Here is a 20,293-nt window from a genome sequence, read left to right as displayed (position 1 = left end):
CGCGATCAGCTCGGCGAGCTCCTCGGCCGCGATCCGGCGCCGGGTCCTGCCGGCGATGTCGCGCGGGCGGACCGAGGCGAGCATCGCCTTGGCCTGCCCGGTGGTGATGTCCTTCTTCGCTTGTCCCGGAAGCAGTTCCGCCAACAAAGCCTGGAGCCGGTCCACGGTTTGCACCCGCCGCCTGCTGAGTGCCTCCCGGCGGTCGACCAGCATCCGCAGCGCCTCGAGCTCCCCGTCCGCCCGCAGCACCCGCAAGCCCTGGGTGCGCACCGCGACCATCGCGATCGAGTGCGCGTCATGGGCATCGGTCTTGCGGTTATGGCCGGTGTCGAACAGCCGAACCCGCGCGGCGAGCTTCGCCGGGACATCGACGACATCTTCGCCAGCCTCGAGCAGCCGCTGGGCCAGCGGACGACCGACCCCGTTCGCCCCTTCGACCGCCCAGGTCCGCGCCGGCCACGCCTTCGCGTACGTCAGCATCGCGGTGTAGCCAGCCTTGTCGGTGGTGAACCGGCCGTGACCGAGCCGGCGCTCACGGTCGTCCACGACCTCGATCGTCGCCGACAGCTTGTGGGGATCGACCCCGATGATGATGCGTTCCATGCTCGTGCTCCCACCTGTGCTCGTGCCGATGTGGACGGCGAGGTGGGCAGTGCTACTACGAGCAGGGCAGTCCCTTCTTGAGCCACGCCTCGTCACGGTGACCGGCAGGCCGCAGACCGATAGAGAGCCACACCGGTGACGCTGGTGGGCAGCCGCATAGAGAGCTGCCCGCCGATCACCTGAACCGAGTCTGGCCAGACACCGGCCCTACCGACAATCGTCTAGTAGCCGCGTGTGGTGCTTCGTCGATGCTCTGCATGGCCTTCTGGCGCGTTCTCCCATGCTGCGTCCAGAGGCGCAGGCAAGCCAGATGCGGTCTTGGCCCGGGCGGTTGACGGCGCAGGGCCGGGAACGGGCCCACCTGCCACGCTCAGCGGCTGGCGCGAGCCAACGGGGTGCCATCCAGGGCGTAACGGAAGGCCACCAGCGAGTCGAAGACCTGCAGGACGCCGGCCTCCTGCAGCTCACCGACGGAGAAGCCGCCCGTGCGGACCCCGAGGGTCGGAATGCTGAGCTTGGCCGCCGCCTGGGCGTCGTAGATCGAGTCGCCCACCATGATGGCGCCGGCGCCCTCGACCTTGGCCAGCGCCGCCGCCACGATGTCCGGCTCGGGCTTGCTCTTCTCCACATCGTCCGAGGTCGTCCAGGCATCGGCCAGGGACTTGCCGTCGATGAGGTCGAGGAAGGCCTCGACGTGCTGGGACTTGCCCGAGCTGGCAAGCACGAGCCGGAAGCCGCGCTCCTTGACCTCGGCCAGCAGCTCGTGCGCGCCCTCGAAAGGCTGGATCTCGCCGATCAGCTCGTCGAACTCCTCCGCCCACGCCTCGCGCAGGTCGTCCCCGTGCGCCTCCTCGGCCTGCCGTCCGGCGACCGCCGAGACGAACTGGTCCCCACCCATCCCGATGCCGCGGTGGATGCGCCACATCGGCCGGGTGATGTCATAGCGGCGCAGGGCGCGGAACCACGCCAGGGCATGCTGGTAGTTGGTGTCCACGAGAGTGCCGTCGACATCGAAGATCGCCGTATCCGCCATGGCACCTTCATACCCCGCGAGGCAGCCGCTACCAGCCTCGCGACCGCGGTCCCAGATGCGTCACATCGCCGACTGGAAGGCGGGTGGTTTGCGCCCGCATGCCGTGCGCGTACGTATTCAACGGGTAGCACCGGCGCACTTGGCCGCGGAAGGCCGTTTTCGATGGTGCCGTCGGCTCAGGGCTGCCGGCCTACTTCGTCGTGGGACGCATCGACTGCGCGGAGGGTTGTCGTCGACGATGGCGGCGAGCTGCCCAGCGGGCTGCTTCGCTGGCAGCTGCCGCCGCGGCGACGACCAGCGTCAGTGCCGTCAGGGCGAGGTCCCCCTTGTTGTGATCCCGCAGACGCATAATCCCCAACATGCCCTCTATCGCGTGCTGCAAACGCCTTCATGGAGGCCAAGTGAACAGGAATGTCTGCCGCGACCCGCTTGGACAGCGTCGTCGCCTGAGACTGACGCGGTTCACCGCATACGGATCAGCCGTTGGACGCGCTCGGATGAGGGAAGATTCCGACCCCCGCGGCGAGCACCAAATCGAGCCAGGCGCCGATCACTTCAACTGGTACGTGACCTTGCCGATCTCAGTCGTGCCGAGATCGGTTGACGCCACGAGGTCGACAGGCGTCTTGACGTCGTCAAGCTCGAACGCAACCGCATTTTCGACCGTGCCGCCCTTCTTGATCTCCTCCGTTTGAGTGTCCAAGTACTTGTCGTCGGGTAGAGAACCGACTTGGAGCTCGTTCTCCGCATTCGGGTTGTTGTCCTGGTAGGCCCTGATCGTCAGCAGGATGCCGGTCGTCGGGTCGACCTTTTGGCCACTGACATTCGTCGTCTTGTACCAGAACGCGATCACTGGCTTTTCGCCGTACTCGTTTCCCTTCTTCCCGACCGGGATGAGCTTGTGCTTCGTGATCTCGATGCGGATATCTGGGGTCGTGAGCACGCCGTCCTTGAATGAGGCGTCAGCTTCAGCAGCATCGCTCGTGGGAGACGAACCACCACGACTCGAACTCTCGACCATGCTCGTCGAGACGGCGCCCGGTGCGCTGCTATCTGTACTCGCACTTCCGCCACACCCACTGAGCACAAGAGCGAACGAGGCGAACGAACACGCAAGCAAAAGCGACTTCTTCACGTATAACCCCTGATTCCCTGCTGCTCGGAGAGCAGCCGTTACGCCCCACGAAGTGAGGCTATGAGTGGGCGGTCCGACCCAGCGGCCGCAGGAACTTGTGTCAGCCGGGGTCGCGCCGGCGTCAAGGTATCGGACAAATGGTCGGGATTGACGGACCTCGGTGACGTGTTTCGCTGACAGCCAGGACCCTGGCAATGCCCGCTCTCATTCGACAGCAGCCCTACACCTCGGTTGCCGACGACAGCTTCAGCCAGCAAATCCGGTCGGACGGATGACTCGTGCCGGGACTCCCGCGACGATGGTGTCGGCGGGGACGTCCTTGGTCACGACCGCTCCGGCGCCGATCACGGCACCGTCGCCGATGGTCACGCCGGGCACGACCGTGACGCCTGCTCCCAGCCACACGTTGCGACCGATCCTCACCGGCGCCGGCTCCATGTCGGCGCGCCGGGCCGGGTCCATCGAGTGGTTGAGCGTCGTCAGCGTGCTGCCGTGGCCGATCAGCGTCCCGTCGCCGATGCTGATGCCGCCGGTGTCCTGGAAGCGGCAGCCCATGTTGATGAAGACGCCCTCGCCGAGCGCGAGGTTCTTGCCGAACTCGGAGTAGAACGGCGGGAAGACCGTGACCGACGCAGCCACCTCCCGACCGGTCAGCCGGGACAGCAGCGCCCGCACCTCGTCCGGCGAGCGGTAGTCGCCGTTCAGCTCCGCGAGCGTCCGCAGCGCCTCCTGCGACGCCTCGTGCATGAACGCGTGCGCCTCCGACCCGCCCTCGATGAGGCGCCTACTGTTCACGTGGTCGAGGAACTCCTCCAGCGTCACCGCGTTCACCTCGCCTCGACGGTCGCCGTGACGGGACCGCGCTGGTCGGCGATCTGCGCAGCGGCGCCCTCGTCCAGACGACCGAGGACGACGATGCCGGGGTAGTAGGACTGGTCGCCGTAGTAGAGGACGAGGTCGTTGCCGGGGGCGTAGTAGCCGACGTCCCCCACGTCCGGGTCCGCACCATCGGGCTGCCCGTCGAGCGAGAGCGGTGACGGCAGCGCTCCGGTCTTCTCCACCCCGCCGTGGTCGATCATGTCGACGGTCACCGGCAGCTGTCGCAGCAGGTCACGCGACGCCGCGCTGTCGGTCAGCACAGCACCGAAGCGCCTCTCTCCCAACGTGATCACGATCTTCATCTGGTCCTCCTCGAGGTCGGTCGACTGAGCGGAAACGGATGTCGTATGCCGTGTCGTGGCGGTCGGGATGGTCTGCGAGCGGCCGGGCGCCTCCCGGGCGTCGACGGCCTCGACCGCCGAACCACAGCCCGCGGTCAAGACCGTCGTCAGCCCGAGGGCCGCCATCGCCCGGTGCGTCCTGCTCGACTGCAACGCCACGCTCACAGGGTCAGCAGCACCTTGGTCGCCCGGCGCTCGTCCATCGCCTCGTAGCCGGCGGCAGCCTCCGAGAGAGGCAGGGTGAGGTCGAAGACCTTGCCGGGGTCGATCTTGCGGTCCCAGATGAGCTGGATGAGCTCGGGCAGGTAGCGTCGCACCGGAGCCGGCCCACCGAGCGTGTGGATGCCGGCGAAGAACAGCTCGATGCCGGGGATCTGCACGTCGTGGTTGACGCCGACGTAGCCGAGGTGTCCACCACCACGGGTCGCACCGACGGCCTGCATGAACGACTCCTGGGTGCCGACGGCCTCGACGACGGAGTGGGCGCCCAGGCCGCCGGTCAGCTCCTTGATCTTGGCGACCCCGACCTCGCCGCGCTCCTCGACGACGTCGGTCGCGCCGTAGTGGCGCGCGAGCTTCTGGCGCTCCGGGTGGCGCGACATGGCGATGATCCGGTCGGCGCCGAGCTGCTTGGCCGCGAGGATCGCCATCAGCCCGACGGCTCCGTCCCCGACGACCGCGACGGTCTTGCCGGGACCTGCCTGAGCAGCGTCGGCGGCGAACCAGCCGGTGCCGAGCACGTCCGAGGCGGCGAGGAGCGACGGGATGAGGTCCTCGTCCGGCTGACCCGGCGTCGCCACGAGCGTGCCGTCGGCGTGCGGGATGCGAGCCCGCTCCGCCTGGGTGCCGATCCCGCCGTGGACGAACTCGGCGTGGACGCACTTGGACTGGAATCCGGACCGGCAGATCTCGCAGGTGTTGTCTGAGATGACGAACGACCCCACGACGAAGTCGCCCACCTTGACAGTGCTCACGTCCGAGCCGACCTCCTCGACGACCCCGACGTACTCGTGCCCCATGAGGGTGTGGTCGACCGGCTCGACGCCGCGGTAGGGCCACAGGTCGCTGCCGCAGATGCACGTCGCCGTGAGGCGGACGATCGCGTCCGTCGGCTCGATGATCCTCGAGTCCTCGCGCTCCTCCACCCGCACGTCGCCGGGTCCGTACATGACAACTCCACGCATCGCGTGAACTCCTTCAGCTCGCTTCTCGCGGGCAGACGCCCGCCGGGCCAACGGCCCACCACACGAGTGAAGCCGCCGGCGAGAGCTCGAGGAAGTCCCTGTCGAGGCACGTACTGACAGGGCACCTCTCACGGCTCGGCCCACCCGTCGACGCGGCCTAGTCTCGAAGGCGTGGACAACCGCCAAGAGGTGCGCGAGTTCCTCATGACCCGTCGCGCCCGCATCACCCCCGACCAGGTCGGCCTGCCCGTCAGCCGCGGCCGCCGCGTGCCCGGCCTGCGCCGCAGCGAGGTCGCGACCATCGCCGGGCTCAGCGTCGAGTACTACGCCCGGCTCGAGCGCGGCCAGATCGCCGGCGCCTCGGCCGGCGTCCTCGACGCGGTCGCTCGCGCCCTGCAGCTCGACGACACCGAACGCGCCCATCTGCTCGACCTCGCGAGGGCAGCGGACGGCATACCCACGTCCGGGCGTCCGCGCCGACGCGCGGCCGGCAAGCCTGCGTCCCGGCCCAGCCTGCAGTGGGCCCTCGAGTCGATCCGTGACGCCGTCGCCTTCGTGCGCGACCCCCACCAGAACCTGCTCGCCACCAACGCGCTCGGCCGCGCCTTCTACTCGCCCGTCATCGGCGAGGGCGGCCGCCTGCCGAACCTCGCCCGCTTCCAGTTCCTCGACCCGGCCTCGCACGACTTCTACCCGGACTGGGAGCTCTTCGCCGGGATGTGCGTCGGCATCATGCGCACCGAGGCCGGCCGCGACCCGCACGACCGTGGCCTGCAGGACCTCGTCGGCGAGCTCTCCACGCAGAGCGAGGTCTTCCGCCGCCTCTGGAGCGCCCACGACGTGCGCACCCACGGCACTGGCACCAAGCGCTTCACCCACCCCGTCGTCGGCGAGCTGACCCTCGCCTACGAGGAGCTCGCCATCACGGCCGAGCCCGGCCTCGTCCTCATGGTCTACACCGCCGAGCCCGGCTCGCCCTCGGCCGAGCGCCTCCAGCTGCTCGCCTCCTGGGCCGCCGACGCCGCGAGCCCCACCGCGACCACCGACACCGCGATCCCCAACAGTCAGAAGGAAACCCATGCAGATCACCCGTAGCTCCGTCGACACCGTCAAGGGCCCGAGCGACTGGTTCACCGGCGACGTCTACATCGACGCGGTCGCCGCCGCGCCCAGCCCGTCGCGCGTCTCGGCCAACCTCGTGCACTTCATGCCCGGAGCCCGCACCCACTGGCACCGCCACCCCTTGAGCCAGACCGTCTTCGTTACCGAGGGCGTCGGCCTCTGCCAGCGCCGCGGCGGACCGATCGAGGTCATCCGTCCCGGCGACCGCGTCCTCTTCGAGGCCGACGAGGACCACTGGCACGGCGCAGCGCCCACCCGGCTCATGGTGCACGTCGCCATCAACGAAGGAGACGCGGACCACGACGTCGTGCACTGGCTGACCCCCGTCTCCGACGAGGAGTATGCCGCCGCCCCCTCCCTCTCCGACTGACCGACCCAGACCTGCCGCCGACACCGGCCGCCCCGAAAGGAAAGCAGCCAGGCCCGCGGAGGCGACCGGCTACTCGGTCTCGGGAGAGGGCTCGAAGGAGCGCTTGAGGGAGGCAAGGGTGTGTGACCGCTCCCGCGTCACCATCCGCGCCGCGACGGGCTTGAACACGCGAGCGAAGCCGTAGAGCTCTGCCTCGGCGGTGTGGTGGACGACCGTGGAGTCGCCGTCGACCTCGAGCACGTAGCTCGGACGCGCCTGCGTCAGCGGGTGGCCGAACATACTGAACGTCTCGCTGAACGCGAGGCGCGTCGACGGCACGTGCTCGGTCACCTCCCCGACGAAGCGACCCATCCGCGTACGGTCCACGTACGTCGTGCCGGACCGCACCGGCAGCGCCGATGTCAGCTCGGTGCCACCGAACACACCGTCACGGTGCATCCACTGCCGATAGCCGGGCAGGTCGGCCAGCCGCTCGAACACCTCACTCGCCGACCGACGGATCACCGTCTGCGCTTCGAACCGAAGCACGCTCGCAGCCATGACGCCTCCTCGCTCGGTGCGGCAACCACTCCGGAGCCTAGGCAGGTCAGGGGTGATCCGCACGCATCGTCGCGAAGGGCGCGGACGACCACACATCCCCGGCTCCGCGGCGGCTGCCGAGCAGGGTCGCCGGCCGGCGCCGCGACGGGGAGTCTGCTGGGAAGTCGCTGGGCAGACCACGAAGACGCCCGGTTCGCGCCCCGAGCCTGCGTACCGTGGAGGCACCGCTCCTCCCTCCCGTGAACGGGTCCGCACCATGACGGCACCGACCGCGGTAGCCACCGGCACCGCACGCACCGCCCGCCCGGGCTGGCCTCCGCCCCGGTGGCTCGTCGTCACAGCGGTGCTCGTCCTCGCACTCGTGCTGACCGACGCGGTGTCCCAGGCCATCGCGCCGTTCATCCGCCGCGACGACTGGCCCTACCTGCTGCCTCCGGACACGCCCACCGCGGCCGGGGTCGTGGCCAAGAACCTCAACGAGGGACGGTGGCTGAACTCGGCGTGGTGGTATGTCGTCGGCCAGCACAGCACGGCGACGTCGGCCTCTCTGACGTACGTGGCGGCATACGTCGTCTTCGTCGCGGGTCTGTGGCGCCTGCTGCGGCTGCGGCTCCCGCGTCTTCACTGGGCGGTCGACGCGCTCCTGGGCCTGACCCTCTTCGTCTCGGTCATCTGGGTGCGCCTCTTCTACTGGCCGGGAACACTGACCCCGTCGATGCTCGTCGCTGCCACCGGGGTATGGACGCTGCCGCACGTGGCCAGCAGCCGGTTGCGGTTGGGGACGTGGCTGCTCGTCGTCACCGTCCTGTCGGTGCTGAGCTACCCTCCCGTCGGGGTCGTGCTCTTCGTCTGTGCCGTGGTGCACGTGGGGGTGCGACCGTGGCGAGAGCTCGTCCTTCTGGCGATCGGCTTCATCGTGTCCTACGCGGTCGGCGTCGCCGTCATGTACGCCCTCAACAAGGCCGCGTTCGACCACTTCGGGCTTCGCATCGCCGCCTGGCGGCACCCGAACCCTCTGGTGAGCCTCTACGACGCCAAGGTGAACACCCTTCGCGCGGTGCGCGCCCTCTACCGACTCTCGGCCATCGTCTGGGCCGGCGGTCTCGTGGCCGTCGCGGCCTCCGCGGTCGCCTACCTCGACCTTCGGCTCCGTCCCGCGCTGGTGCGGTTGTGGTTCGCCATCGCGGTCGTCATCGGCCTCGACTCCGCGCAGACTCTCGTGACCGGAATCGACACCGACCCGCGCGGTGAGCTCTGGGCGTGGCTGGCGATCGTCCTGCCCGCGGTGCTGCTGCTGGCCGGTTCGGCGCGATCGCGACGGGTCGGCGTCGCGTGCCTGGCCGTCCTGACCGTGGTCGGTGTCCTCACCTGGCGCTCCGACGTCGGTGAACACCAAGGCAGCCGGCGCGAGTACTCCGCCCTCGTGGAGCAGGCCACGCAGCCGCGATCCGACGGACTGCGACCGCAGGTGGTGCTCTATCAGCCGAAGAAGGAGCAGAACACGACGAGGGGCCGGATCACGGCCGGCACCGTTCGGATGATGGTGCGTGCCGCCCAGGACGGCGTGGTGCCGCGGTGGTGTACCCCCGCGGAGTGCGCACGCATCGCGGCCGCAGGGGCGCCGGTCGTCGACCTCGGGACGGTGGTCGGCGTCGTCGTCCCGCCCCCTCCCGACCGGCTTTGAGTGCCGACTACTTCACGGAACCGGCCGTGAGGCCGCCGACGAGGTGCTTCTCGATGATCGCGAAGAGGATGACGACCGGCACGACGGCGATGACCGACGCCGCGAAGAGCTGGTCCCAGTGCTGCTCGTAGCCGGTGATGTAGGCACGCATGCCGACCGTCAGGGGCTTCTTGTCGTCGTCGATCATCAGGGTCAGGGCCACGACGTACTCGTTCCACGCGGCGATGAAGGTGAAGATCGTCGCCGTGACGAGCCCCGGCAGCGTCAGTGGGAGCATCACCCGGCGCAGGATCTGCCAGCGGCTCGCCCCGTCGAGCGCGGCGGCCTCCTCGACCTCGAGCGGGATGGAGGAGAAGAAGCCGTGCAGGATCCAGATCGCGAAGGCTAGGTTGAACGCCGCGTTGGTGAGGATGAGCGCGCCGTAGGTGTTGATCATGTTGAGCTCGAAGAACTGCCGGTAGAGGCCGACGACGAGCGAGGTGGGCGCGAACATCTGCGTCACGAGCACGACGAGCAGGAAGAGGCCCCGACCGGGGAAGCGGTGCCGGGCCGTCATGAAGGCCGCGGGGATCGCGACGAGGATGACGATCACCGTCGAGCCGGTCGCGATGATGAGCGAGGTCTTGAGCCAGTTGAGGAAGCGCTCGTCGCCGAGGATCTGGGCGTAGGTGTCCCACTGCCAGACCTTCGGCAGAAAGCTCGGCGGCGTGCTCTTGACGTCGCTGCTCGTGCGCAGCGAGTCGAGCACCATGACGAGATAGGGCGCGACGAAGACGAACGCGACGAGCGCGCCACCGATCGCCATGAGGATCCGCTTGCGGCGCTTGGGATCCCGCGGCGTCGCGGTCGGGCCTCCCTGCGGTGCGGGCGCGCCCGCAGACGGCGGCGCAGAGACCGTGGTCGAGGTCATCGGCTCGTCTCCTCTCGCCAGTTGATGATCTTGAGGTAGATGCCGACGACGACGAGGATGAGCAGCACGTTGAAGATGCCCGCGGCCGCCGACATGCCCACGTCGTGCTCCTGGCTCTTGAAGGCCAGCTTGTACATGAACGTGATCGTCGTGTCGTGCGCGTAGCCGGGGTTGCGGTCGTTGAGTGTGTAGATGATCGGGAAGCTGTTGAAGACGTAGATGACGTTGAGCACCGTCGCGATCATGAGCGCGGGACGCATGAGCGGGAGCGTGATGTTCCAGTAGCGCTGCCACGGGCTCGCGCCGTCGACGGTCGCCGCCTCCATGACGTCGTCCGGGATCGCGCCGAGACCGGCGATGAAGACGAAGATCGTGAACGGCAGCGACACGAAGACGCCGACGACGACCATCGAGAACATCGTCCAGCTGTCGTCGCCGAGGAAGTCGATCGGCGTGCCGATGACGTGCAGGCTCAGCAGGACGTGGTTGATGATCCCGTAGTTGTAGTCGTAGAGCAGGACGAAGAGCTGGCTCGTGATGACGAGCGACGCGGCCCACGGGATGATGACGGCCCAGCGGACGAACCGTCGCCCCGGGAAGCTCTTCACGAGGAACTGGGCGAGGGCCAGGCTGAGGACGATCGTGATGGCCACCACCGCGACGACCCACACGACCGTGTTGCGCAACACCGTGCCGAGGTCGGGGTGCTGGAGCACGTTGACGTAGTTGTCCCAGCCGGCGTCACCCTTGCGCAGGCCCGTGATGGAGTACTCGCCGCGCGATGCGTCGAAGAGCTTGATCGCCGGGTAGAGCACGACCCCGAGGATGAGGGCGAGCGCCGGCGCGAGCCACAGCAGCGCGACGAGCGGGTGGACCTGGCCGATGCGGCCGGCGCGTCGACGACGGCGCGTGCGGGACGGCATACGCGAGGGCTGGTCCCCCGACCCCGCCGCGGGGGCGGGGTCGGGGGTCACGGTGGTGCTGTCACTCATCGGGGGCGGATGCCTCAGCCGACGCTCTCGGCGGTCCGCTGGAGGCCGTCGAGGGTGGCCTTCGGCGAGCCGTTCATGGCCCCGCCGAGGTTCTGCTGGACGGCGAGCTTGACCTTGTCCCAGGCGGGGTCGTCGGTCGGCGTGAGCTTCGCGTTCGGGAGGGTGTTGAGGTAGACGGTGAGCGCCTTCTCGTTGGAGAAGTACTTGACGCCCGACTCCGTGACCGGCAGGAAGCCCTCGGCCTTGATGAAGGTGTTGACCTGGTCAGGGGTGTAGTAGAGGTTGTAGAAGGCCTTGACCGCCTTCTCGTTGCCCGGCTTCTTGAAGGCCATGAGGTAGTCGGTGACGCCGAGCGTCTTGCTCTCGGACCCGTCCATCGTCGGGAACGGCGCGACGCCGTAGTCGACCTTCTTGTCCTTGTCGAGGTCAGCAGCGAGGGGGCTGAATCCGACGACCATGCCGGCCGCGCCGGACTTGAAGAGGTCGAAGGCGTCGGCACGGTTCGTGCGAGCCGGGTTGTTCTGCGTGACCTTCTCGTCGGCGAGCTTCTTGAGGAAGTCGAGGGTCTGGACGTTCTTGTCCGAGTTGATGACCCAGTTGCCGTCGGTCTTCCAGTCGCCGCCGTTGTTGAACATCCACATCGAGAACTCGCCCTGCGCCTCCTCGGGGCCGAGCGGAAGGGCGTAGCCGACCTTGCCGCCGCCGAGGGCGGTGATCTTCTGGGCGTCGGCCTCGAGCTCGGCCCACGTCTTCGGCGGCGCGGTGATGCCGGCCTGCTTGAAGATCGTCTTGTTGTAGAAGAAGGCACGGGCCGACGAGAGGTCGGGGAAGCCGTAGAACTTGCCCTGGTAGGTGCCGTACTTGACGAACGTGTCGAGGATGTCGTCCTTCGCGACCGCCGGGAGCACCGCGTCCGAGTCGTAGAGCAGGCCGTCCTTGGCGTAGCTGGCGTACGCGTTGAGGTTGAGGATGTCGGGGGCCTGGTTGTTCTGGATCATCGTCGAGGACTGCTGGTCGATGTTGTCCCAGCTGACGACCTGCACCTCGAGCGTGTAGCCGGTCTTCTCGTTGTACGTCTTGGCGAAGGCGTCCCAGAACGCCTTCGTGTGGTCCTTGGAGTACTCGGCCGCCACGAGCTTGATCGTCTTGGCCTCCTCGCCGGTGGCACCGGCCGTGCCTCCCGGCGCCGTTCCGGCACCGGTTCCTCCGCCGCAGGCGCCGAGGGCGAGGCCTGCGATGGCCAACCCCGCGACGACCACAGACTTCTTCGTCGACCTCATGTCTCTCCTTGGTTCGGTGTCGGGCGAGGTGGCAGCGTGATCACGCGCCGTCCCGGCCACACGGTGAGGCCAACCTAGAGGGGCGTGTTTGCCATTCGCAAGAGCAATTCTGACTGAATGTTCATCGATTCGATCACAATCACGCAGGGAGGCATCGAGCCCGGTCAGACCTGGTGGATCACGACGCCGGCCTCGCGCAGCGCCTCGACCTCGTCGCGATCTGCTCCCACGGTAGTGACGAGATGGTCGATCCGCCCGGCGGGACAGATCGACGCGAAGGTGCGCACCCCGAGTTTGTCACCCGTGGCGACGCAGATGACCTGTTTCGACCGTTCGATCATCGTGCGGATGATGGCGGCCTCCTCCTCGTGGCGGCAGGTCGCGCCCTCGCGCGCCGAGAGGCCGTTGACGCCGACGATGGCGACGTCGAGCCAGAGCTGGTGAAGCACGAGCGTCGCGAGCGGTCCGGTGACCTCGTAGGACTCGGGCCGGGCGACGCCGCCGAGCGAGACGCACTGGACGTGGGGTCGCAGCACCGCCTCGGTCGCGATGTTGAGGGCGTTGGTGACGATGGTGATCTCACCGTCGGCCGCGAGGTCCTCGCGCGCCGTGATGGCCCGCGACGTCGCGGTGGTCGTGGTGCCGCCGTTGAGGCCGATGACCTGGCCCGGCTGCACGAGCGCGGCAGCCGCCTCGGCGACTCGCGTCCGGTCGTCGTCGGCCATGCTGCTGCGGTAGCGGTAGGGCAGCTCGTAGGCGACGGACGTCGCGACGACCCCACCGTGGTTGCGGGCCACGAGCTGGCGCTTGGCGAGCTCGGAGAAGTCACGACGGATGGTGGCCTCGCTGACGCCGAGCAGCTCGGCCGCCTCGCCGACGCCCAGACGGCCGGTCGTCGCGAGACGGTCGAGCATGATCGACCAGCGGCTGGCGCGGTTGCGGGCGAGATCGCTCTCTTCGGTCACGCGCTGACGATACCGCGCAGTTCGAGCAATGGACATGTGTATCTCTGCGCGTTTAGGCTGTGTTTCGCGCAAACACAATCACCACCGCCACGGCCCAGCCGTGTGACCGTCGAACCGTCGGGAGCCACCATGCCGCAGACCACGCACCTCGCCCAGGAGATCGCCACGCAGCCGGACGACTGGGAGCGCGTCGTCACGCGCCTCGACGACGTGGCGCGGCACCTCCCGCGCCCCGGCGAGCGGGTCGCGACGATCGGGTGCGGCACGTCGTGGTTCATGGGACAGGCGTATGCCGTCCGCCGCGAGGAGCTCGGTCAGGGCCCCACCGACGCGTATGCCGCCTCCGAGCACCAGCTCGCGCGCGGCTACGACCGCGTCGTCCTCATCAGCCGCTCCGGCACGACGAGCGAGGTCATGGCCGTCGTCGAGGAGCTGCGCGCCTCGGGTACGCCGCACGTGTCGATCGTCGCGACGGCCGGCACCCCGGTGGCCGAGCGCTCCGACGCGACAGTGCTGCTCGACGACGTGGACGAGCAGAGCGTTGTGCAGACCCGCTTCGCCACGACGACCCTGGCCCTGCTCCGCGCCTCGCTCGGCGACGACATGCGGCCGGTGGCCGAGCAGGCCCGCGCCGTCCTCGCCGAGGACACCTCGGCGGCATACGGCCATCTCGCTCTGGCCGAGCAGGTGACCTTCCTCGGTCGCGGCTGGTCCAACGGCATCGCCAACGAGGCCGCGCTCAAGCTGCGCGAGTCGGCCCAGTTCTGGTCCGAGTCCTACCCCGCCATGGAGTACCGCCACGGTCCGATCAGCATCGCGGCTCCGGGCCGGGCCGTGTGGGCCTTCGGCGAGGTGCCCGAGGGGCTGCCCGAGCAGGTGCGCGCGACCGGTGCCCACTTCGAGCACCGTGACATCGACCCGCTCGCCGACCTCGTGCGCCTGCACCGCCTCTGCCTCGGCAAGGCCGACGCCGCCGGCCTCGACCCCGACGCCCCGCGCAACCTCACCCGCAGCATCGTCCTCACCTGACCTGACCCCCGACCGTCGAGAGGCCACCTCGGGCCCACCCCCGACCGTCGAGAGGCCACCTCTGGCCCACCCATCCCGTCAGGAGAGGTGGGCGACACCTGGCCTCTCGACGGTTGCGGCGGGGCAACACGTGGCCTTTCGACGGTTGAAGCGGGTGGCGGGTGGAGGGGTCAGCGGAGGGCCAGGAGGGCCATCAGGCGGGCGGCCTCGTCGGTGACCGCGTCACGAGCCGCCCCGAGGTACTTCCTCGTGTCGACCGTCGGCGACGCCTCGAGGCGCGCCGTCATCGCGCGGGTGAACACCTGGTTGAGGTGCGTCGCGATGTTGACCTTGGTCATGCCGGCCCGCACTGCCGCGACGAGACCATCGTCGGGCACGCCGGACGAGCCGTGCAGCACCAGCGGCACCGGCACCGAGTCCCTCAGTGCCGCAATGAGATCCGTGTCCAGCTCGGCGGTGCGGTCGGTCATCGCGTGGCTGCTGCCGACGGCCACGGCCAGGGCGTCGACGCCCGTGTCGGCGACGAAGCGCGCCGCGTCGTCGGGGTCGGTGCGCACGCCGGGCGCGTGGACGCCGTCCTTGCCGCCGACCTCGCCCAGCTCGGCCTCGACGCTGACCCCCGCGGCGCGGCACAGCCCGACGACCCGACGGGTCACGGCGCGGTTCTCGTCGTCGGCGAGCGTCGAGCCGTCGAACATCACCGATGTCAGGCCGAGCCGGACCGCCTCCTCGACGAGCGCGGCGTCCTCGGCGTGGTCGAGGTGCACGACGACCGGCTGGGCACACGCGTCCGCGATGGCGAGCGTCGCTGCCGCGATCGGGGCGAGCGAACCGTGGTAGCGCACGCAGTTCTCCGAGATCTGCATGACGACGGGCAGGCCGACCCGCTCGGCCGCGGCGGCATACGCCTCCGCGTGCTCGAGCTGGATGACGTTGAAGGCCGCCACGGCGCGGCCGGCGGCTGACGCCTCGGCGAGCAGGGGCGTCAGGGCGGAGCGGGTCACGGACGGATCTCCTCGATCTCGACGGTGGGGAGCAGGCGGCCGACGTCGGCGGGGTCGACGGCGCCCGCGACGGGCTGGAGCACAGCGGCGGCCGACCACGCGACCCCGCGACGCAGCACGGAGGCCCAGGCCTCCGCCCCCTGCGGGAGGTCGCCGTCGCCGTCGAGGTCGGCGGCGAGCGAGGCCGTGAGGGCGTCGCCGGCACCGGTCGGGTTGCCCGAGAGCGGGCGCGGGAGGTGGGCGCGCAGGGCGACGTCCTCATGGACGAGGACGAGGCCGTTGGTGCCGTCGCTGATGAGGGCGGCGTGAGCGCCGGCGGCCACGAGTGCCCGGGCCGCGTCCGGGACCGACGGCACCTCCCCGCGTCCGAGTCCGGTCAGGGTCTGTGCGGCCTCGACGCGGTTGGGCTTGACGAGCTCCGGGCCGAGGCCGAGCGCGCGCGACAGGTGGACGCCGCTGACGTCGAGGACGACGCGCAGACCGGACTCGTGGGCCAGTCGGGTCATCCGGCGCACGAGGTCGGGGTCGGTGCCCGGCGGGAAGCTGCCCGACACCGTCAACGTCGACGCGTCCGGGGCCAGCGCCGCGATCTCGTCGGCGATGCGGTCCCAGACCCGCTGCGACTGGCCGATACCGGGCTCGTTGAGCAGGGTCACCCGTCCGCTCGCCTCGACGACGGCCACGGACCGACGGGTCGGGCACGGCGAGGGGACGAGACGGTGCGGCACCCGCCGGGCGCCGAGGTCGGAGGCGAAGAGGTCGAGGTCCATCTCGCCGACGGGTGCGACCGCGACGGCCCGGCCGCCCATCGACGTCAGCACCGCCGCGACGTTGAGCCCCTTGCCGCCGGCACGCTCGCTCACCGACGCGACGCGGTGGGACTCCCCGAGCGCGACGTGGGGGACGGCGTACGTGATGTCGAGGGCCGGGTTCGGCGTGAACGTGACGATCATCGACCGACGAGGTCCAGGGCGATGGTCGCGGCGCCGAGCGATCCGGCGCGGTCGCCGAGCGCCGCGGCCCGGACGGCGACGTCGTCGCGACCGCCGAGGCGGGCGGTGAGCGCGGTGCGCAGCGGCTCGAGCAGGGTGTCGCCGGCGTGGACGAGGCCACCGCCGATGAGGACGAGCTCGGTGCCGGCGGCCGCGACGACGGGCGCGACCATGATGGCGAGCGCGTCGATGGCCTCCTGCCAGATGCGGCGGGCCTCGGGCTCACCGGCCTCGGCGCGGCGGGCCACCTCCTCGGCGTCGCCGACGAGGCCGGTCGCCTCGGACCAACGGCGGCCGATCGCACCCGCGCTCGACAGGGCCTCGAGACACCCGCGCTGACCACAGGCGCAGAGCGGGCCGTCGGGCACGACCACGATGTGGCCGATCTCGCCGGTCCAGAGCGACCCGGTGACGAGCTGGCCGCGGCAGAGGATGGCACTGGCGAGGCCGGTGCCGAGGGGCACGAAGAGGACGTTGTCTGCCTCGCGCGCGGCGCCGAGGCGGTGCTCGGCGAGCAGTCCGGACCGCACGTCGTGGCCGATCGCGACGGGCACGTCGACGTGGGCCGCGATGCCGCCGCGCAGGTCGAGGTCGCGCCAGCCGAGGTTGGCCGACCACACGCCGATGCCGGTCAGGTCGTCGACGAGGCCGGGCACCGCGACGCCGACCGCGAGCAGGTCGACCGCGTCCCCGACGCGGGCCGTCAGCTCGACGACGGCCTTGGCGGCGACCTCGCCGAGCTGGTCGCCGACCTTCTCGGGGGTGGGTCGCACGGCCTCGGCGAGGACCTGGCCGTCGGGCGTCACGAGGGCCGACTTGATCCGGGTGCCGCCGACGTCGATCCCGACCACTGCTTCGCGCATCACGACGCGCAGTCTATGAGCATTAATGCGCGATTGCACACTCGATCGAGCACATTTGGACACATGGACCGGCAGATGGGCACGTTGCCCAGCCTGCCACCCCGGGCAGCGCGCCGCTCGCGAAGTGGCAGCCCGAGCGTCAGCGCAGGTAGAGGGCCCGCGCCGGGCACAACCGCACGGCTGTGTTGGCCAGGTCGCGCCCCTCGCCGGCCTGGACGCGGTCGTCGGTGACCACCGGATAGCCCCACTCGTCCAGCGTCACCCCGGCCAGCAGCTGGGCGCACACCCCGTGCCCGCTGCACGCGACGCGGTCGACGGCGAGGTGCCGGTCGCGGACGAGTCCGAGGCGGCGGCGCGTGTGGTCGTCACCGTCCGCACGGTCGGCGGCGTCGCACCGGCCGGCGCGGTGCTGCTCGAGGTGGTCGGCGAGGACGCGGAGCGCCGACCCGGCGAAACCCGCGACCCCGTCGGGGAAGCGGCACGCGCCACGCCCCGGCAGCAGCCCGACCCGCGAGCGGACGCGGTCGTATGCCGCCCGGTCCCTCCCGCGGCCAGCGCGCGCCAGTCGGTGGCGAGGGCAGGCAGTCCGAACATGCACGGGCCGCACTGTCCCGCCGACTCGCCCGCAGCCCAGGTGAGGCAGCGGTCGACGAACTCGAGCGGGCAGTCGCGCGGGTCGAGCGCCTCGACGACGCCGGGTCCGGTGCGGGCCCCGACCCGGGCGAGGTCGGCGTCGGACCACAGCAGTCCGGAGAGGTTCTCGACGGCGACGAAAGTGCCGCCGAGGCCTCCGACGAGAACGACGCGCGAACCGGCGGCGAGACCTCCGGCGAGGTCGAGCAGGTCGGTGAGCGGAGCACCGGCCGACGTCTCGACGACGACGCCCCGGGCCGCCGGCGTGCTGACGGAGACGAGCCGCGGTCCGGGCTGCTCGGGCGTGCCGAACGACCGGAACCAGGCGGGGCCGAGGCGCGAGATCTGCGCCGGCCGCCAGACCGTCTCGGCGTTGAGCACGACGGCCGGGCTGATCCGGCGACCCTCGGAGTCCCGACCACCGCGCACGAACGGCTGCCGCTTCGTCATGGGACGCGCGAGCCCACCCTGCGCGAGCGAGATGATCGCCGACTCCTCCGACGAGACGTAGCGCGGTGGCACGTGGAGCACGCGCAGCCCGGCCTCCCGCAGACGGAGGGCGGTCCCGGAGCCGCGGTGGGCGGCATACGTGACCGGAGCGCCGGCGGCACACGGCATACGCAAACGGCTTGCGGCCGAACGCGATCGGGACGACGCTGCGCTCATGGCACTGGGAATCCACAGCATCACGTTCGACTGCGCCGACTCGCGCTCCCTCGCGACGTTCTGGGCGGGCCTGCTCGGCTGGAACGTCTTCTACGACGACGACCCGGAGGTGGTCGTTGCCCCCTCCTTCCCCAATCCCGGCATGGGGCTGCTCTTCATCCCGGTGCCAGAGGGCAAGACGGCGAAGAACCGCGTCCACCTCGACGTCGCACCCGACGTGGGCACCCGCGACGAGGCCGTCGAGCGGGCCCTCGCCGCGGGTGCCGCCATCCTCGGGGACCACCGCAAGGAGGACGGCACCGGCTGGGTGACGCTGACCGACCCCGAGGGCAACGAGTTCTGCATCGAGCGCGGGGAGGCGGAGCGGGGTCCGCGCGCGTCCGCGGCCTACCGGATCGGCTGACCGCGCGGGGCCTCAGGCGTCCGGGGACACTCCGTGTCGGGTGAGGAAGGCGGCTGCGGTGTCGGCGACCTCGCGCCATCCGCTGTCGACGACGAGCGAGTGCCCGCGGCCCGGGATCTCGATGATCTCGGTGGGCCCGGCGTTCTTCTGCTGGCGCTTGTAGGACGCGTGGGCGATGGCCCAGGGCACGATGTGGTCCTTCTCGCCGCTGATGACGAGCAGCGGGCCGCGGTCGGGGTTGGCCGTGTCGACGCTCGCCTCGGTGCGCGGGTTGACGTTCGCCGTGGCAGCCTGGAAGAGCGGGCGTCCTGGCGCCGCAACGGGATACGTGCGATAGAGGTCGGTGGCCTCGTCGGCGCTCACGGCGTTGGCGAAGGCGTAGCGGTACTGGTCGAAGGTCAGTGACACGTGTCGGTTGAAGTTGGCCGGGTTGGACAGGACGGGCGAGCTCGCACGGAGGGCCGACACCGGCAGGGGAAGCACCCCGCGGAAGGGCGCGGGGTCGATGGCGACGGAGGCCCGGGCGAGGCCGAGGCCGGCGAGCTTCTGCGTGATGAGGCCGCCGAAGGAGTGCCCGATGACGACCGGGGCCCGGTCGAGCAGCCGGATGACGTCGGCGACGTGGTCGGTGACCTGACCGACGGTCTTGCCTGCGAAGACCTCCGGGTGGGCGCGTGCCTCCTCGACGGTCTCGGGGTCGTCGGGCCAGCCGGGCGCGAGCGTCGCGTAGCCGAGGGACTCGAAGTGCTCGCGCCAGGCGTCCCAGCTGCTGGGGAGCAGCCACAGGCCGTGCACGAAGACGACGGGCTGGTGACCGCTCGCGTTGGCGGCCTCGACCTGGGCGCGCTCGGTGGCGGTGATGACGGAGGTGGTGGTGGCGGCCGGCGAAGAGCTCATGGTGTTCTCCCGTGCAGTGAGGGGCGGGCGGGTCCAGCATGTAGAACGATCGTTCTACAATATCCATTCCCGACCCGCCGCGCCAGAGCGCCGGGTCGGAGGTTCGTCGCCGCCGTCGCCGCCACCGTCGCCACCGACGCAGCCGTCTCGGTCGCGCGGCCGCCCTGCGTTAGCGTGGCGATGTGGACGAGCCGACGACGACGCGGACCCCGGGCCGCGAGCGGCTCCTGGCCGCTGCGTCACGCCTCTTCTACCGCGAGGGCATCAACGGCGTCGGCGTCGACCGCATCCTCGAGGAGGCCGGCGTCACGCGCGCCACGATGTACCGCCACTTCGCCGGCAAGGAGGCACTCGTCGCGGCATACCTCGAGTCCGAGGACGCCACGCTGCGCGGCTACTTCGCCGACGCGGAGGCCGAGGGCGGCACGCCGACCGAGCTGCTCGGCCGGGTCATCGACACCATTGCGATCGACATCACGAGCTACCACACGCGCGGCTGCCCCTTCATCAACGCGGCGGCGGAGTTCCCCGACGCCGACAGCCCGGTGCGGCGCATCGTCTCCGCGCACCGGACGTGGTTCCGGCAGGCCCTGGCCGAGCTGGCCCGTGCCGCAGGGCTGCCCGATCCCGATGCCGCGGCCGCATCGCTCGTCCTCCTCCGTGACGCCGCCCTCGTGGGGGGCTACCTCGACGGGGTCGAGGTCACCGCCCCGGCCTTCGTCGCGACGGCACGGCAGGTCGCCGGGCTCGACGTGTAGTCGACCACCG

General features: G+C 70.3%; 23 protein-coding genes. 6 read left to right on the top strand and 17 right to left on the bottom strand.

All coding sequences use genetic code 11. The features are described 5' to 3' along the window. The 6 genes from ASG96_RS24340 to ASG96_RS19660 all read right to left on the bottom strand — a co-directional run. On the bottom strand, window positions 1-603 hold a 603-nt coding region (locus tag ASG96_RS24340), incomplete at its 3' end, for a transposase (RefSeq protein ID WP_235509236.1). 370 nt (window positions 604-973) lie between these two features. Next, window positions 974-1,636 (bottom strand): HAD family hydrolase, encoded by a 663-nt coding sequence (locus ASG96_RS19680; RefSeq protein ID WP_057589054.1) that lies wholly within the window; start codon window positions 1,634-1,636, stop codon window positions 974-976. A gap of 550 nt (window positions 1,637-2,186) precedes the next feature. Beyond that, on the bottom strand, window positions 2,187-2,771 hold the full coding sequence (locus tag ASG96_RS19675) for a DUF5067 domain-containing protein (RefSeq protein WP_200962725.1): 585 nt from the start codon (window positions 2,769-2,771) through the stop codon (window positions 2,187-2,189). A 246-nt stretch (window positions 2,772-3,017) separates the two neighbouring features. Further along, window positions 3,018-3,602 (bottom strand): sugar O-acetyltransferase, encoded by a 585-nt coding sequence (locus ASG96_RS19670; protein WP_082591903.1) that lies wholly within the window; start codon window positions 3,600-3,602, stop codon window positions 3,018-3,020. Then, window positions 3,599-4,150 (bottom strand): cyclophilin-like fold protein, encoded by a 552-nt coding sequence (locus tag ASG96_RS19665; RefSeq protein WP_235509235.1) that lies wholly within the window; start codon window positions 4,148-4,150, stop codon window positions 3,599-3,601. The genes ASG96_RS19670 and ASG96_RS19665 overlap by 4 nt, the downstream gene beginning before the upstream one ends. A gap of 2 nt (window positions 4,151-4,152) precedes the next feature. Further along, complete coding sequence (locus tag ASG96_RS19660; protein ID WP_057589051.1) at window positions 4,153-5,175, bottom strand: zinc-dependent alcohol dehydrogenase family protein; 1,023 nt, start codon at window positions 5,173-5,175, stop codon at window positions 4,153-4,155. A 171-nt stretch (window positions 5,176-5,346) separates the two neighbouring features. Here ASG96_RS19660 and ASG96_RS19655 point away from each other — a divergent pair, with 171 nt between their 5' ends. Then, window positions 5,347-6,270: a helix-turn-helix transcriptional regulator gene (locus ASG96_RS19655; protein ID WP_057589050.1), complete on the top strand. Its 924-nt coding sequence runs from the start codon at window positions 5,347-5,349 to the stop codon at window positions 6,268-6,270. Continuing rightward, window positions 6,254-6,667, top strand: a complete 414-nt coding sequence (locus ASG96_RS19650) for a cupin domain-containing protein (RefSeq protein WP_056749940.1) — start codon at window positions 6,254-6,256, stop codon at window positions 6,665-6,667. The genes ASG96_RS19655 and ASG96_RS19650 overlap by 17 nt, the downstream gene beginning before the upstream one ends. Before the next feature lie 69 nt (window positions 6,668-6,736). Here ASG96_RS19650 and ASG96_RS23675 read toward each other — a convergent pair whose 3' ends face one another. Further along, a complete protein-coding gene (locus ASG96_RS23675) occupies window positions 6,737-7,207 on the bottom strand; it encodes an SRPBCC family protein (RefSeq protein ID WP_057589049.1) in 471 nt (156 codons plus the stop codon). A gap of 256 nt (window positions 7,208-7,463) precedes the next feature. Here ASG96_RS23675 and ASG96_RS19640 point away from each other — a divergent pair, with 256 nt between their 5' ends. Further along, complete coding sequence (locus ASG96_RS19640) at window positions 7,464-8,891, top strand: hypothetical protein (RefSeq protein WP_057589048.1); 1,428 nt, start codon at window positions 7,464-7,466, stop codon at window positions 8,889-8,891. Between the two features lie 7 nt (window positions 8,892-8,898). On the opposite strand, the gene ASG96_RS19635 is transcribed toward ASG96_RS19640, so the two are convergent. The 4 genes from ASG96_RS19635 to ASG96_RS19620 form a co-directional block, all read right to left on the bottom strand. After that, window positions 8,899-9,801 carry a carbohydrate ABC transporter permease gene (locus tag ASG96_RS19635; protein ID WP_056749947.1) on the bottom strand — a complete coding sequence of 301 codons (903 nt, stop codon included), beginning with the start codon at window positions 9,799-9,801 and terminating at the stop codon, window positions 8,899-8,901. Further along, complete coding sequence (locus ASG96_RS19630) at window positions 9,798-10,793, bottom strand: carbohydrate ABC transporter permease (RefSeq protein WP_235509234.1); 996 nt, start codon at window positions 10,791-10,793, stop codon at window positions 9,798-9,800. The genes ASG96_RS19635 and ASG96_RS19630 overlap by 4 nt, the downstream gene beginning before the upstream one ends. 14 nt (window positions 10,794-10,807) lie before the next feature. Next, complete coding sequence (locus ASG96_RS19625) at window positions 10,808-12,073, bottom strand: extracellular solute-binding protein (RefSeq protein WP_235506328.1); 1,266 nt, start codon at window positions 12,071-12,073, stop codon at window positions 10,808-10,810. A gap of 164 nt (window positions 12,074-12,237) precedes the next feature. Beyond that, window positions 12,238-13,038, bottom strand: coding sequence for a DeoR/GlpR family DNA-binding transcription regulator (locus ASG96_RS19620; protein ID WP_082588379.1), 801 nt, complete (start codon window positions 13,036-13,038; stop codon window positions 12,238-12,240). Window positions 13,039-13,167: 129 nt separating this feature from the next. On the opposite strand from ASG96_RS19620, the gene ASG96_RS19615 reads away from it, so the two are divergent. Beyond that, a complete protein-coding gene (locus ASG96_RS19615) occupies window positions 13,168-14,067 on the top strand; it encodes an SIS domain-containing protein (protein ID WP_057589047.1) in 900 nt (299 codons plus the stop codon). 170 nt (window positions 14,068-14,237) lie between these two features. Here the strand turns inward: ASG96_RS19615 and ASG96_RS19610 are convergent, their stop codons facing one another. The 5 genes from ASG96_RS19610 to ASG96_RS24330 all read right to left on the bottom strand — a co-directional run bounded on the left by ASG96_RS19610 (window position 14,238) and on the right by ASG96_RS24330 (window position 18,177). Further along, on the bottom strand, window positions 14,238-15,071 hold the full coding sequence (locus ASG96_RS19610; RefSeq protein ID WP_057589046.1) for a class II fructose-bisphosphate aldolase: 834 nt from the start codon (window positions 15,069-15,071) through the stop codon (window positions 14,238-14,240). Further along, on the bottom strand, window positions 15,068-16,024 hold the full coding sequence (locus ASG96_RS19605) for a 1-phosphofructokinase family hexose kinase (RefSeq protein WP_057589045.1): 957 nt from the start codon (window positions 16,022-16,024) through the stop codon (window positions 15,068-15,070). The genes ASG96_RS19610 and ASG96_RS19605 overlap by 4 nt, the downstream gene beginning before the upstream one ends. Further along, window positions 16,021-16,926 carry an ROK family protein gene (locus tag ASG96_RS19600; RefSeq protein WP_057589044.1) on the bottom strand — a complete coding sequence of 302 codons (906 nt, stop codon included), beginning with the start codon at window positions 16,924-16,926 and terminating at the stop codon, window positions 16,021-16,023. Before ASG96_RS19600 ends, ASG96_RS19605 begins: the two co-directional genes overlap by 4 nt. 139 nt (window positions 16,927-17,065) lie before the next feature. After that, window positions 17,066-17,188 (bottom strand): hypothetical protein, encoded by a 123-nt coding sequence (locus tag ASG96_RS24335; protein WP_235509233.1) that lies wholly within the window; start codon window positions 17,186-17,188, stop codon window positions 17,066-17,068. Further along, complete coding sequence (locus ASG96_RS24330; RefSeq protein ID WP_057589043.1) at window positions 17,185-18,177, bottom strand: formate dehydrogenase; 993 nt, start codon at window positions 18,175-18,177, stop codon at window positions 17,185-17,187. Before ASG96_RS24330 ends, ASG96_RS24335 begins: the two co-directional genes overlap by 4 nt. Before the next feature lie 46 nt (window positions 18,178-18,223). Here ASG96_RS24330 and ASG96_RS19590 point away from each other — a divergent pair, with 46 nt between their 5' ends. After that, window positions 18,224-18,628 (top strand): VOC family protein, encoded by a 405-nt coding sequence (locus ASG96_RS19590; RefSeq protein WP_057589042.1) that lies wholly within the window; start codon window positions 18,224-18,226, stop codon window positions 18,626-18,628. Between the two features lie 12 nt (window positions 18,629-18,640). Here the strand turns inward: ASG96_RS19590 and ASG96_RS19585 are convergent, their stop codons facing one another. Next, window positions 18,641-19,525: an alpha/beta hydrolase gene (locus ASG96_RS19585; RefSeq protein ID WP_057589041.1), complete on the bottom strand. Its 885-nt coding sequence runs from the start codon at window positions 19,523-19,525 to the stop codon at window positions 18,641-18,643. Window positions 19,526-19,707: 182 nt separating this feature from the next. Here ASG96_RS19585 and ASG96_RS19580 point away from each other — a divergent pair, with 182 nt between their 5' ends. Beyond that, window positions 19,708-20,283, top strand: a complete 576-nt coding sequence (locus ASG96_RS19580; RefSeq protein ID WP_057589040.1) for a TetR/AcrR family transcriptional regulator — start codon at window positions 19,708-19,710, stop codon at window positions 20,281-20,283. Window positions 20,284-20,293 lie beyond the last annotated feature (10 nt).

Source organism: Terrabacter sp. Soil810, from assembly GCF_001429645.1.
Taxonomy (GTDB): domain Bacteria; phylum Actinomycetota; class Actinomycetes; order Actinomycetales; family Dermatophilaceae; genus Terrabacter.
This window is presented reverse-complemented; position numbering and strand designations above follow the sequence as displayed.